The following is a 12,137-nucleotide window of genomic DNA, read 5'->3' on the forward strand; positions in this document are numbered from 1 at the left end:
GGCCCGCGGCCGCTACCAGCGCACCCCCGGGAACCGCAGCCGCACCGGGGCCTGCACCGGCTGGTAGGCGCTCGGGCGCAGCGGGGTGTGGTCGCCCAGGCGGTCGTGGTCGATCGGTGGGACGAGCCGGCGCAGCCGCCGCACGCGCTCCTCGGTCGGCGGGTGGGTGCGCAGCAGCAGCGGGTCCGGCGCCCGCCGGTGCGGCACCACCACGCGCTCCCAGATGCGCCCGGTCGTGCGCTCCAGCCGCTCCAGCCCGTCGGCCAGGCCCTCCGGGTCGCCGGTGAGCACCGCGGCCTCCAGGTCGGCGTCGTACTCGCGGGAGCGCGACAGCGCCAGCTGCAGCAGGCTGACCACCGTCGGCAGCGCCCCCAGCAGCGCGAACAGCCACAGCGACCGCAGTCCCCCGCTCACCATCACCGGCAGGCTGATCAGCACCGCCAGCACCCCGCCGTAGGCCAGCGCGTGGGTGATCCGGCCGAGCACGTCCGACAGGTTCATCACCCACAGGTCGCCCGCCCGGATGTGGCTCACCTCGTGCGCGATGACCCCGGCCAGCTGGCGGCTGGGCAGGGTGCGCAGCAGGCCGTCGGTCACCGCGATGGCGGCCTCGTCGCGGCGGCCGACGGCGAACGCGTTGAGCATCGGGCTGGCCACGTAGTACAGCCGCGGCACCGCCGGCAGCCCGCCGCGCTGGGCCAGCACCCGGACGAACCGGTGCAGGTCGGGCAGCACCGACGGCGGCACCTCCCGCGCCCGGTACATCGACAGCACCAACTGCGGCGACGGCACCGGCCGCAGCACCAGCACCGCCCCGGCGCCCAGCAGCGCCACCAGCAGCCCGACCGGCCCGAAGAAGGCCCAGGCCAGCAGCGCGAGCACCGCAACCATCCCGCCGACGAGCAGCACCGCCTGCGCCGCGTTGCGCAGCCGGTGGCGCCGTCGGACGCGTGGATCGAGCACGGGACCTCCCTCGACGACCGGACCGATCATGCGTCGGGCACGCGGATGCGGTCGAGCCCGACGCGCTGGCGCCGCATGCCCGACGGCGTGCCGTCCAGCGTGTAGTCGACCGCGACCGTGGTGCGGTCGCGGTGGCGGACGTGCGCCTCGTGCCAGCGCCCGCGCACCTCCACCAGCACCCGCTCGCCGGGCGCCAGGTCGTAGCCGGACACCAGGACCGGCGGCTCGGGCTCCGGCTCGACGGCCGCGGGCTCGTCGGCGGGCTCGGGCTCGGGCTCGGGCTCCTCGGCGGGCTTGTCGGCATCGGCCTCGACCGGCACGTCGTCGACGTCGACCGGCCCGTCGTCGTCCGGACCGTCCTCGGCGGGCTCGTCGTGCGGGTCGGCCGTGCTCTCCCGCCACTCCTCGATGGTCGCCCGGAACCACAGCGCGACCCCGCCGAGCTCGGCGTCGGCGAAGGGCAGCCCGCCGCGGTCCCGGTCGCGCCAGCGGCGCCGGCGCGCGGTGCCGGCCTCCCAGCCCATGGCGTCGTCGATGTCGGCGACCGTCATGCACTCCGCGAGCGCGCGGCGGATCTGCGCTGCGGAGGGGCGTGGGGCGTGCGGCACACCCCCAGTCTTCCCTGTCCCGGGGCCGGGGGCTGGGTGCTTCCGGGCGACCACCATGACGACCAGAACGGGAAGATCAGAACGGGTAGACCTTGACCCAGTCCACCTGCATCTGCGACTCCCGCACGTCGCCGTCCTCGTCCTTCCCCGGGAACCAGTCGAGCTGGATCGCCAGGTGCATCGGCCCGGGCGGCAGGACCTCCGGGTCGCTCGTGCGGTACCACTCGCGCCCGTCGAGGTAGGCGATGATGTGCTCGGGCGACCACTCGACCGCCCAGTTGTGCCACTGCGTCCCGTCGGTGAAGACCTCGCCCTGGACCTGGGAGTTGTCCTCGCCGTAGTGGATGAAGATCTTGGTCTTCTGCCGGGTCGGGTCGAGCATCTCCATGAAGTCGACCTCGCCGCCGACCGGCCAGTCCTCGGCGTCGGGCCAGAGCAGCAGCAGGGCGTGGTAGGTCTCGTCGCCGGCGGGGGCGCGCACCCTGGCCTCCCAGCGGCCGTACATCTGGCCGGGGAACAGCGCCATGCCGCCGGTGGTCCCCTCGGCGTCGCCGGTGATCGTGAGCAGGCCGTCGTCGACGCCGACCGCCCCGGGCGAGCGGATGCCGTTGCCGACGTGGCCGGGGCCGTCGTAGAGGCGCCACTGCTCCCCGAGGGGGCCGTCGAACTCCTCGGTGACGGTGGGCTCGCCCCAGGCCTGCAGGACGCCCGCGCTGGTGTCGGCGCCCGCACTCGTCCGGGCGGCGGCGTCCTGGCCCGTCGCGGTCCGCACGGCCACGATCACGAGCGTGGCCACGAGCGCCGCCGAGAGGAGTCCGGCGACGAGGACCGCCGGTCGGCGGGGCGCGGGTGGCGGGGGCGCGGGTGGCGCGGGTGGCGCGGTCACTCGATCAGCCTCCAGAAGGCTACAAAACGGACTTATCGGGCGGAGATTAGCGCACCCGATGGAGGGACATGATCCGGCCGGCACCGCCCCGCCCGCCCGTCGGGGAGGCCGTCGACCGGCCCGCCGGACCATGATCGACCGTTCGGACCGGCCTCGGCGCTGCGCTCAGTCCAGGACCGTGCTGGTCGCGCCGCCGGGATCGACGCGCAGCACGCGACCGTCGTCCGAGACGTAGACGGCGCCGTCGGCGCCGGCGGCCACCCCGGTCGGCGACGACAGCCGGGCCTGCTCCGCGGGCGTGCCGTCGGCCGAGCGCCCCGGCTCGCCGGTGCCGACGAGCGTGCTGATGGTGCCGTCGGGGGCGACCCGGCGGACGCGGTGGTTGACGCGGTCGGCGACCAGGAGCGACCCGTCGGGCGCGATGGCGACCCCCGAGGGCCCGGACAGCGCCGCGGCCGCGGCGGGACCGCCGTCGCCGGAGAAGCCGCGCTCCCCCGAGCCCGCGGCCGTGGTGGCCGAGCCGATCGCGTCGATCCGGCTGACCCGGTCGACCCCCGGCTGGGCGACGTGCAGGTCGCCGCGCGGGCTCAGCGCCAGCGCCGCCGGCCCGGCGAGGGCCGCGTACGCGGCCAGCTCACCCTCCGCGAACTCGCCCTCGGCGGCGCCGGTGCCGTAGGCCGTGTCGATGATGCCGTCGGGGCCCATGCGGCGGACGCGGTGGTTGCCGGTGTCGGCGATCAGCAGCCGGGCCCCGGGCTCCAGGAGCACCGCTTCCGGCGAGTTCAGCTGCGCATCGACCGCGGCCTCGCCGTCGCCGGAGAAGCCGGCCTCGCCGGTCCCGGCCCAGGTGGCCGCGGTGCCGTCGAGGCCGACGTAGAACACCCGGTGGGCCTGCGGGTCGGCGACGAACAGGTTGCCGTCGGGCAGCACGGCGAGCCCGGCCGGGTGGCGCAGGCCCAGCTCGGGCGCGCCGGCGGGACCGGTGGCGCCCGGCCCGGCGATCACCCGGACCTGGTCGGAGCGCAGGTCGCGGCGGATCACCCGACCCGCGACCGGGTCGGAGACGAGCAGCGCCCCGTTCGCCTCGTCGACGGCCAGCGCGCCGGCGCCGTCGAGGGCGACGTCGACCAGCACCGGCCCGGCCACCGCGCCGGGCGCGGTCGGGGTCCCCGGATCGGCCGGGGCGCGGTCCAGCAGGACCGTGGCCGTGGTTCCGGCCACCACCACGGCCGCGGCGAGCAGGCCGACCAGGGCCCGCCACCGCCGCTGGTCGCGCCGCCTGCGCCGGCCGGTGCCGACGGCCGTCGGGCCGCTCGGCGAACCGGTCTCCGGCGCGGGCGTCGACAGCGGGGGCACCGGCCCGGTGAGCGCCGCCTCGGCCGCCGCCGCCAGTTCGCCCGCCGACCCGAACCGCCGGTCGGGGTCCTTCGCCATCCCGCGGGCCACCACCCCGTCGAAGCCCCGCAGTACCGGGTCGACGTCGCCGGGGCGGGGCGGGGCGCGGTGCAGGTGCCCACCCAGCACGGCGGCCGGCGTCCCGGTGAACGGCGGGCGCCCGGTCAGGCACTCGCTCAGCACGCAGGCCAGCGCGTACACGTCGACGCGGTGGTCGACGGCGACGTCGTCGACCAGCCGCTCGGGCGCCATGTACTCGGGTGTGCCGACGACGCCTGCGGTGAGCCGGGTGCTCCGGGTACCGGAGGTGGCCAGCGCGATGCCGAAGTCGAGCAGGTAGACGGCGTCGCGACCGGCGGGCCCGGTCACCAGCAGCGCGTTGGACGGCTTGACGTCGCGGTGCACGAGGCCGGCGGCGTGGGCGTGGTCGAGCGCGTCGGCGAGCTGGCGGACGACGGCCACCGCGCGGGCGGGGGCCAGCGGGCCCGCGCGCAGCACCGCGGCCAGGTCGGATCCCTGGACGTAGGGCATGACCAGGTAGAAGCGGCCGTCGACGGTGCCGGAGTCGAGCACCGGCATGACGTTCGGGACGGCCAGCTCGGCCATCCGGCGGGCCTCCCGGCGCAGCCGCACCTCCAGCACGTCGCGCTCGTCGGCGTCCAGCTGCGCCGAGAGCCGCTTGATCGCGACGACCCGGTCCTGGGCGGTGTCGTGGGCCCGGAAGACCTCGCCCATGCCGCCGCGCCCGATCCGCTCCCGCAGGCGGTACCTGCCGAACAGCTCGTCCACCAGGCCTCCCGGGGCAGCCCGCGCGGCTCTCCGGCCCGGCGGGTCGGCGGATGGTAGGCCCGGCCGGCGGTGGGCGACCACACCGGGTGGTGGCGCCTTCCCGCCGCTCCGACGGCCGGTCGACGGTGCTGGTGCGGACGCTCCAACGCCCTCGTTCGGGCGGCCGCACGACCGGTACGCCGACGGTCCTGACCGGGGCCCGTTCTCAGACCGGGGCGGTCAGGGAGGCCGCCACCCGGAACGGCGCCGCGGTGTGGGTCCGGACCCAGTCGAGGGTGACACCCTCGGCGAGGTCGACGAGCTCCAGGCCGTCGTCGTCGACCCGGAACGTCGCCGCCTCGGTGACCACCACGTCGACGGACCGGCGCGCGGTGAGCGGGAACGTGCACTCCTCGAGGATCTTCGCCGCGCCGTCCTTCGCGGTGTGCGTCGTCGCGACGATGACGGTGCGGGCGCCGACCAGCAGGTCCATCGCCCCGCCGACCCCGAGCACCGGCTTGCCGGGGATCGCCCAGTTGGCGATCCGGCCGCGGGCGTCGATCTGCAGCGCGCCCAGCACCGCCACCTCGACGTGCCCGCCGCGGATCATCCCGAAGGAGGCCGAGCTGGCGAAGTAGGAGGCGCCCGGCCGGGCGGTGACCGGCTGCTTGCCGGCGTGCACCAGGTCGGGGTCGACCTCGCCGGGGCCCGGCGTCGGCCCGACGCCGAGCAGGCCGTTCTCGGTCTGCAGGTGCGCGGCGTGCTCGGGCAGGTGGTCGGCGACCAGGGTCGGGATGCCGATGCCGAGGTTGACCACCGCGCCGTGCGGGATGTGCGGGACGACGCGGGCGGCGATGCGGTTCGGCAGGTCCATCAGGCCCTCCCGCTCAGCACGACGGCGTCGACGAACAGGTGCGGGGTCACGATCTCCTCCGGGTCCAGCGCGCCGACCGGCACCACCTCGTCGACCTCGGCGATCACCAGGTCGGCCGCGGTGGCCATGTCCGGGTTGAAGTTGCGGGCGGTCTTGGAGTAGACGAGGTTGCCCAGCTCGTCGGCCCGGCGGGCGCGCACCAGCGCGACGTCGGCGCGCAGGCTCTCGTGGTAGACGTGCGGCTCGCCGCGGATCACCCGCTCCTCGCGGCCCTCGCCGAGCGCGGTGCCCCAGCCGGTGCGCGTGTAGAAGCCGCCGATGCCGGCCCCGCCCGCGCGGATGGCCTCGGCCAGCGTGCCCTGCGGCAGCAGGTCGATCTCGAGGTCACCGGCCTGGTAGGCCGCCACGACGTCGGGGTTGCTGGTGAAGAACGAGCCGACGGCCTTGCGGACGCGGCCCTCCAGCAGCAGCATGCCCAGGCCCCGACCGGGCTCGCCGAGGTTGTTGCTGATGATCGTCAGGTCCGTGGCGGTCGTGGTCGCGAGCAGGCCCTCGATCAGCCTGAGCGGCGCGCCGACCAGGCCGAAGCCGCCGACCATCAGCGTGGCGCCGTCGCGGACCGGGGCCAGCGCCTCGGCGACGCCGCGCACCAGCGGGCGGGTCGGGGTGACGGGAGCGGTCATGCGCCCAGCACAGCACCGCCGCGATCGAGATGTCCAACATCTGTTCTGTTGCGAGCCAGAGCTATGCGATATGGATGACCGGTGCGCTTCCGCCGGCTCCGCTACTTCGTCGCGGTCGCCGAGGAGCTGAGCTTCACCCGGGCCGCGGCCCGCCTGCACATGGCCCAACCGCCGCTGAGCCAGCAGATCGCGCTGCTGGAGAAGGAGCTCGGCGCCGTCCTGTTCGACCGGTCGCAGCGGGCGATCCGGCTCACCGCGGCCGGCGCGGCCCTGCTGCCCGAGGCCCGCCGGTTGCTGGCCGACCTCGACGACACCGCCCGGATGGTCCGCAGGGTCGGCGAGGGCGCCACCGGCCGGCTGACCATCGGGTTCGTGCCGTCGGCGGTCAACGGCGTGCTGCCCGACCTGCTGCGCCGGTTCCGGGAGCGCCACCCCGGTGTGGAGCTGGGGCTGCGGGAGATGGCGCCCGACCCGCTGCTGCGCGCGGTGGGCGAGCGCCGCGTCGACCTCGGCGTGCTCTACCTCCCGGTCGCCGACGCCACGCTGTCGCGGCGGCGGCTGGCCGACGAGCGGCTGCTGCTGGCGCTGCCCGAGGGCCACCCGGCGGCCCTGGCCGACGAGGTGGACCTGCCGGACGTCCGCGACGAGCCGTTCATCCTCCCCGAGCAGCACGACCTGCCCAGCGTCCACGCCGCCGTCACCGCCACCTTCGCCGACGCCGGCGTCGCCCCGCGGGTCGCGCAGCGCGGGGTGTGGCTCGTGCAGACCGTGCTCGGGCTCGTCGCCGCCGGCGCCGGGCTCGCGGTCGTGCCCTCCTCGGCGGGGACGCTGCGCCGCCGCGGGGTGGTCCTGCGCCCGATCCGCGGCGCGCACCGCACCGTCGAACTGGCCGCGCTGTGGCGGCCCGACCACGGCTCCGCCCCGCTGAAAGGTTTGCTCGCCGTGCTCGCGGAGCACGGCGACCCCCGCTCGGACGGGTGAATCGGGCGGACCCACGTATCCGCCCGTGCCCGGCCGCGGTCCTACGCGGTACCGGACGCCGCGCAGACCGCTAACGGAGGTGCCGCCATGCTGGAGACGAAGAGGACCGGCGCGCCCCCGCGGCACGCGGCTCCCGAGCGCGCGACGCTGCGGACGCGGTTCCACCGCTGGCTCTTCCGCTACGGCCAGGCCGCCCTGGACCGGGGTCGTCCCGTGGCGCCCCGGGCGTTCCTGCGCAGCCTGCGCCCGCCCGGCGAGCCCGTCGACGGTCTGCGGCCGGGCGTCCTCGTCGGGCAGAAGGACGCCGCCACGGACCGCGTGGACCTGTGGATCGGCTGCTACCTGCACGCCTTCCCGGCGGAGTCGGTCGTCGCGGACGTCGTCCTGACCGCGCTCGACGGCGGCGCGGTGGTCTGGCGGGGAGCGGTCGAGCTGCAGTGGTTCGGCATCGACTGCGAGCGGGAGATCACCGCCCGGCCCGCCGGCAACCGGTTCTTCCACGCCCACCGCACCGTCCGCGAGGGGCTCGACCCCGACCGCCGCTACCGCGCGGCCGTCTCGCTGCGGGGCGCGCCGCACACGGCGACGTGCCTGGTCCGCACCCTGCCCGCCGCCCTGACCACCGGCGGCGAGCTCACCGTGTTCGCGGCCTCCTGCTACGACGTCGACACCGACCGCGACGACGAGTTCGCGACGGGCTACGCGCGCGTGTTCGGGTCCGGCCCCGGACCCGACCTGACCTGGCTGTGCGGGGACGCGGTCTACCTCGACGCGCCGTGGTGGCACTACGGCACCCTCGCCCGGCACACCCCCCGCACCTACTACCTGCAGGAGTACTGGACCACCTGGGGCGGGCAGGGCCGTCCCGGCCTGCGCCCGCTGCTGGCGGCGGGCCCCACCTGGTTCCTGCCCGACGACCACGAGTTCTGGAACAACTGGCCGCACCGCTCGGTCACCGCGCACCACTCCTGGGCCCACATCGGCCGGACGGCGGTCAACGCGGTCAAGCGCACCGTGCTGCCCGACGCGAGCAGCACCGCCGAGGCGGCCCGGCCCCTCGACCCGCAGCAGGCGCCGGTCGACCCGCCGCACCAGAACCTGCTGCCGGTGCACCCCGACGAGTGGGACGACTGGAGCCGCGGCGCGTTCGACCTGTTCGGGTCGTTCCAGACCCGCAGCGAGCGCGACCGCGAGACCGGGCGGATCACCGTCGGCGACCGCGACGACCTCGACCGCCCACCCGTCGCGACGGTGCCGCCGCACGGCGCGCACGCCCCGCTGAACCGGATCGTGCAGCACATCGACCTCGACCCGGTGCGGGTCGTGCTGCTCGACACCCGCACCCGCCGCGTGCGCAAGCACGACAAGCCGGGGTGGTCGGTCTTCGTCGACGACCCGGCGCTGGACGAGGTGCTGGAGGTGGCCCGGGAGGCGGAGGTCTTCGTCCTCGTGCTGGCGCAGCCGGCGCTGACCAGGCCAGCCCACCTGAGCCGCCGGTTCGGCCCCGTCCCCGACCGCGGCATGGAGGACTACGGCCACCAGTACCACCGGCTGTGGAGCGAACTGCTCCAGCGGCGCGACGGGCGCCCCACCATCACCGTCGGCGGCGACATCCACCGCAGCTACGTCGGCTTCGCCGAGAGCGTGTCGCTGGTCGAGGTGGTGGCCTCGCCCATGTCGCTCGTGCACGGCATGGGGGTCTTCGACGGGGTGCTGGACGCCTGGAAGCGCATCCGCGGCCGCTCCGACCCCTACGCCCCGGGGAACACCCTCGTCACGATCGCCGACCTGCTCACCCCGCCGGGCGGCCCGGCCCCGGACCGGACCGACGCCGCCACCTGCATCGCCTCGCTGCCCGAGGGGTGCCCGGGCTTCTCCACCCTGCGGTTCGCGCGGCCCGAGCCCGACGTCGTCCGGCTGGACGTCGCGCTGCACCCGCGCAACGACCGCCAGGAGTCCTTCGGCCTGACCGAGCGGTTCGCCCTGCGCCTCGGCACGCGCGGCGCCCCCTCGATCGAGCACCTCCCCTGACACCCACCGTCGAGAACGAAGTTGTCGTGATTTTGGACCGGTCCAATCGACAACAACCTCGTTCTCGACGGGGTCACCGGGCAAGGTCGGAGGGGCGTGCGCGAAACCCGGTGGCGGGCGGACGCGAACCCCGCCAAGGTCGGCCGGTGGAGACGATCGCACGCAACCCGACGGACGGCATCTACCCCCCGAGCGGCGACTACGTGCACGCGATGGAGGTGCGCGGCCACGACCGCGTGCTCCACCTCGCCGGCACGATGGGCCTGCGCCCCGACGGCACCCCCGGCGCCACCCTCGCCGAGCAGCTCGACCTGATCTGGGCCAACATCACCGCGATCCTCGACTCGGCCGGGATGACCGTCGACAACATCGTCCGGCTCACCAGCTACCTCACCGATCGGGCCCAGGCCGGGCCCAACGCGGAGGCCCGGCAGAAGGCGCTGCGGGGGCGGGCGGTGCCGACGACGGCGATCGTCGTACAGACCCTGGTGGACGAGTGGCTGGTGGAGATCGAGGTGGTCGCGGCGGCCTGACGCCTACACGCAGGGGATGCTCGCCCGCAGCGTCGTCCCGCCGTCGGGCGGGCTGTCCAGGGCGAGGGTGCCGCCGAGCTCCTCGACGCGCCCGCGCATGAGCCCGATGCCGCCCTCGTCGTCCACGACCGCGCCGCCGCGCCCGTCGTCGGACACCGCGATGTCGACCCGACGGCCGTCGGAGTGGACGCGGACGTCGACCACGGCCGCGCCGGCGTGCTTGGCGACGTTGGTCAGCGCCTCGCGCACCAGCAGGAAGACCGGCAGGGCGAGCACCCCGAGGCGGGTGCCGGTCACGCTCACCCGGGGGGTGAGCCGCAGCGCGGTGGCGGCGCGGTCGATGACGGTGGCCAGCTCGGCGTCCGGCTCGGGGGGTGCCGCGACGCCGCCGAGGGAGCGCACCTGGTCGAGAGCGACGGCCATCTTCGCCTCCAGGCCGGCGATCACCGCCTCGGTGCCACCCACGTCGTTCAGGGCGACCTCGTGCAGGCCGTCGAGGTCCATCCGGGCGGCGGCGAGGGTCTGGTGCAGGCCGTCGTGCAGGTCGCGGCGGAAGCGCTGGCGCTCCTCGGCGTGGGCCAGCTCCTCGGCGACGCGCAGCGCGGTCAGCCGGGCCAGCCGGGTGCGCAGCAGCACGGTGGGGCGCACGCTCTCGGCCAGCGGCCCGGCGGCGCGCAGCCACTCGTGCAGCGCCTCGCAGTCGCCGCCCAGGTCGCGGTGCCCGGTGAGCAGCGCGACGCGCTCGCCGTCGGCGCCGGGGACCCACGCCCAGAATCGGCCGGGGCGGGTCTCCTCCTCGCGGGTGCGCCGGTGGCCGGTCATGTCCAGCAGGCCGCCGTCGACCGAGCAGTACAGCAGCTCGGCGGTGGGGTCGCCGGTGATCTCACGGACGTGCGCGGCGGCCGTCTCCGGTGTGCGCACCCGCGGGAGGCGGTGCACCGAGCCGGCGCCGAACCCCTGCCGGATCGCCCGGACGAGCGGGACGAACGCCACGCCCAGCAGCACCACCGCCCCGGTCGCGGTGGCCGAGGCGTGCCGGTCGAGGGAGCCGGCGAGCACCAACGCGACCAGTTGCACGACGGCCGCGACCGCGGCCAGTGCCGTCCCGGCGACCAGCACCGGCCACCGCCTGCTGCGCCGCACCTGCGGTGGGTGCAGCGACCGCCACCCGAGCATCGCCACGTAGGCGAGCAGCACGCACAGGCTGCCCCGGGCGATCCACAGCGCGCTGACCGCCGGCAGCGTGCCGGCCCACGGGGCGGGCCACCACGCATCGGACGGGAAGCCCAGGCCGGTGGGCTCGACGAACGGCAGCAACGCCAGCCGGACACCCACCGTCAGCCCCAGCCCGACCACCGGGAGCGCGCGCTCGAACCGCGCCTGCGGGTGGCGGCGCCGGTAGTGCACGAGGACGCAGCCCAACGCCGCGGCCGGCAGCCCCGTGCTCGTCCACGACACGACGGGACCCCACGGCACGTGCACGTCGACGGCCAGCGCCAGCCACAGCACGCCGGCGAAGCCCAGCGCGAAGGCGCACAGCCGCTCGCCGTCCTGGGCGACCGAGCCGCCCAGCGCCGCGACCGCGCCGGCCACCGCGATCGTCACGAGCGCGAACGCCGGCTCGCGCGGGAACAGGGGCAGCAGGAGCAGCAGCCCGAGCACCGCCACCGCGACCCCGGGGGTCGCGGTGCGCCACATCGTCCTCGCCGGCGCCCGCGGCTCGTCCGACGGCGCCGCGGCCGCAGCCGTGCTCACCCTGGCGATGGTCGCCCGGTGGCGGGCACTCGACAAGGAGGGCTAACCCTCTTCGAGCGCGCGGCGCGTCCAGGCAGCCCCGGACGGCGACGGACGGGAGGAGGCCCGGGCGCCGAGGAACGCCGACGACCGAGGGTAAACCCCCCACACCGCACCGGCTTGCTGTCCTGTCGCCGGCGCGGTCACCCGGTCGATACTGGGCGGGCCGCGAACCGGGGTGCCGGCGGAGGAGGGCCGCCGCACCGTGGGGGATCGGGCGCGGGCGGCCCCGGTCCGGGTGGTCCGGGGGTGCGCCGCCAGCGGGTCGGGGGGCGCTCACCGGCCGCCGCTGGCGGCGCCCGCGCCCGGCGGACCGGACGGGGCCGCGGGTCGGATCGGACCGATCCGGCCCGCGGGCTCAGCCGCGGACCGCGAGCGCGCGCACCGGGCAGGCCGCCACCCCGAGCCGGGCGACGTCCTCCTCCCCCGCCGGCACCTCGCGGTCGGGGCCGACGGCGCTGCGGCCGTCGTCGTCGAGCGGGAACAGGTCCATGTCGACGACCGAGCACTGACCGTGCCCGTCGCACACCGCGGGATCGACACCGATCCTCACCGCAGCACCATCGTCACCGCGCCACCATCGTCACCGCGCCACCATCGTCACCGCGCCACCATCGTCAC

Annotated in this window: 11 protein-coding genes; 3 read left to right on the forward strand and 8 right to left on the reverse strand. The window is 76.1% G+C overall.

All coding sequences use genetic code 11. The features are described from left to right. Positions 1-12 precede the first annotated feature (12 nt). The 6 genes from KIK08_RS20810 to KIK08_RS20835 all read right to left on the reverse strand — a co-directional run bounded on the left by KIK08_RS20810 (position 13) and on the right by KIK08_RS20835 (position 6,177). The gene (locus KIK08_RS20810) at positions 13-963 is read right to left on the reverse strand and encodes a zinc metalloprotease HtpX (protein WP_214404881.1); all 951 of its coding nucleotides are present in this window, start codon (positions 961-963) and stop codon (positions 13-15) included. 26 nt (positions 964-989) lie between these two features. Next, on the reverse strand, positions 990-1,514 hold the full coding sequence (locus tag KIK08_RS20815; RefSeq protein WP_214404882.1) for a hypothetical protein: 525 nt from the start codon (positions 1,512-1,514) through the stop codon (positions 990-992). 133 nt (positions 1,515-1,647) lie between these two features. Further along, positions 1,648-2,457: a glycoside hydrolase family 16 protein gene (locus KIK08_RS41105; protein WP_214404883.1), complete on the reverse strand. Its 810-nt coding sequence runs from the start codon at positions 2,455-2,457 to the stop codon at positions 1,648-1,650. 165 nt (positions 2,458-2,622) lie between these two features. Beyond that, entirely contained in the window at positions 2,623-4,641 is a 2,019-nt protein-coding gene (locus KIK08_RS20825; RefSeq protein ID WP_214404884.1) for a serine/threonine-protein kinase, read from the reverse strand. 205 nt (positions 4,642-4,846) lie between these two features. Continuing rightward, on the reverse strand, positions 4,847-5,494 hold the full coding sequence (locus KIK08_RS20830) for a 3-oxoacid CoA-transferase subunit B (RefSeq protein WP_214404885.1): 648 nt from the start codon (positions 5,492-5,494) through the stop codon (positions 4,847-4,849). After that, positions 5,494-6,177 carry a CoA transferase subunit A gene (locus tag KIK08_RS20835; protein WP_214404886.1) on the reverse strand — a complete coding sequence of 228 codons (684 nt, stop codon included), beginning with the start codon at positions 6,175-6,177 and terminating at the stop codon, positions 5,494-5,496. The genes KIK08_RS20830 and KIK08_RS20835 overlap by 1 nt, the downstream gene beginning before the upstream one ends. Positions 6,178-6,258: 81 nt before the next feature. On the opposite strand from KIK08_RS20835, the gene KIK08_RS20840 reads away from it, so the two are divergent. The 3 genes from KIK08_RS20840 (at position 6,259) to KIK08_RS41115 (ending at position 9,722) form a co-directional block, all read left to right on the forward strand. After that, complete coding sequence (locus KIK08_RS20840; protein WP_214404887.1) at positions 6,259-7,158, forward strand: LysR family transcriptional regulator; 900 nt, start codon at positions 6,259-6,261, stop codon at positions 7,156-7,158. An 87-nt stretch (positions 7,159-7,245) separates the two neighbouring features. Next, entirely contained in the window at positions 7,246-9,189 is a 1,944-nt protein-coding gene (locus KIK08_RS20845; RefSeq protein ID WP_214404888.1) for a metallophosphoesterase family protein, read from the forward strand. Between the two features lie 146 nt (positions 9,190-9,335). Continuing rightward, positions 9,336-9,722, forward strand: coding sequence for a RidA family protein (locus tag KIK08_RS41115; RefSeq protein ID WP_308257765.1), 387 nt, complete (start codon positions 9,336-9,338; stop codon positions 9,720-9,722). 3 nt (positions 9,723-9,725) lie between these two features. Here KIK08_RS41115 and KIK08_RS41815 read toward each other — a convergent pair whose 3' ends face one another. Together KIK08_RS41815 and KIK08_RS20860 are read right to left on the reverse strand one after the other, a co-directional pair. Next, complete coding sequence (locus KIK08_RS41815) at positions 9,726-11,477, reverse strand: sensor histidine kinase (protein WP_214404889.1); 1,752 nt, start codon at positions 11,475-11,477, stop codon at positions 9,726-9,728. A gap of 397 nt (positions 11,478-11,874) precedes the next feature. Beyond that, positions 11,875-12,069, reverse strand: coding sequence for a ferredoxin (locus KIK08_RS20860; RefSeq protein WP_214404890.1), 195 nt, complete (start codon positions 12,067-12,069; stop codon positions 11,875-11,877). Between the last annotated feature and the right edge of the window lie 68 nt (positions 12,070-12,137).

This window comes from Pseudonocardia lacus, from assembly GCF_018531445.1.
Classification (GTDB): Bacteria; Actinomycetota; Actinomycetes; order Mycobacteriales; family Pseudonocardiaceae; genus Pseudonocardia; species Pseudonocardia lacus.

Excerpts from the sequence above, each read along its gene's own strand:
- KIK08_RS20845 (WP_214404888.1), top strand. The coding sequence starts at position 7,246 with ATGCTGGAGACGAAGAGGACCGGCGCGCCCCCGCGGCACGCGGCTCCC.
- KIK08_RS20815 (WP_214404882.1), bottom strand. The coding sequence starts at position 1,514 with ATGACGGTCGCCGACATCGACGACGCCATGGGCTGGGAGGCCGGCACC.
- KIK08_RS20835 (WP_214404886.1), bottom strand. The coding sequence starts at position 6,177 with ATGACCGCTCCCGTCACCCCGACCCGCCCGCTGGTGCGCGGCGTCGCC.
- KIK08_RS20830 (WP_214404885.1), bottom strand. The coding sequence starts at position 5,494 with ATGGACCTGCCGAACCGCATCGCCGCCCGCGTCGTCCCGCACATCCCG.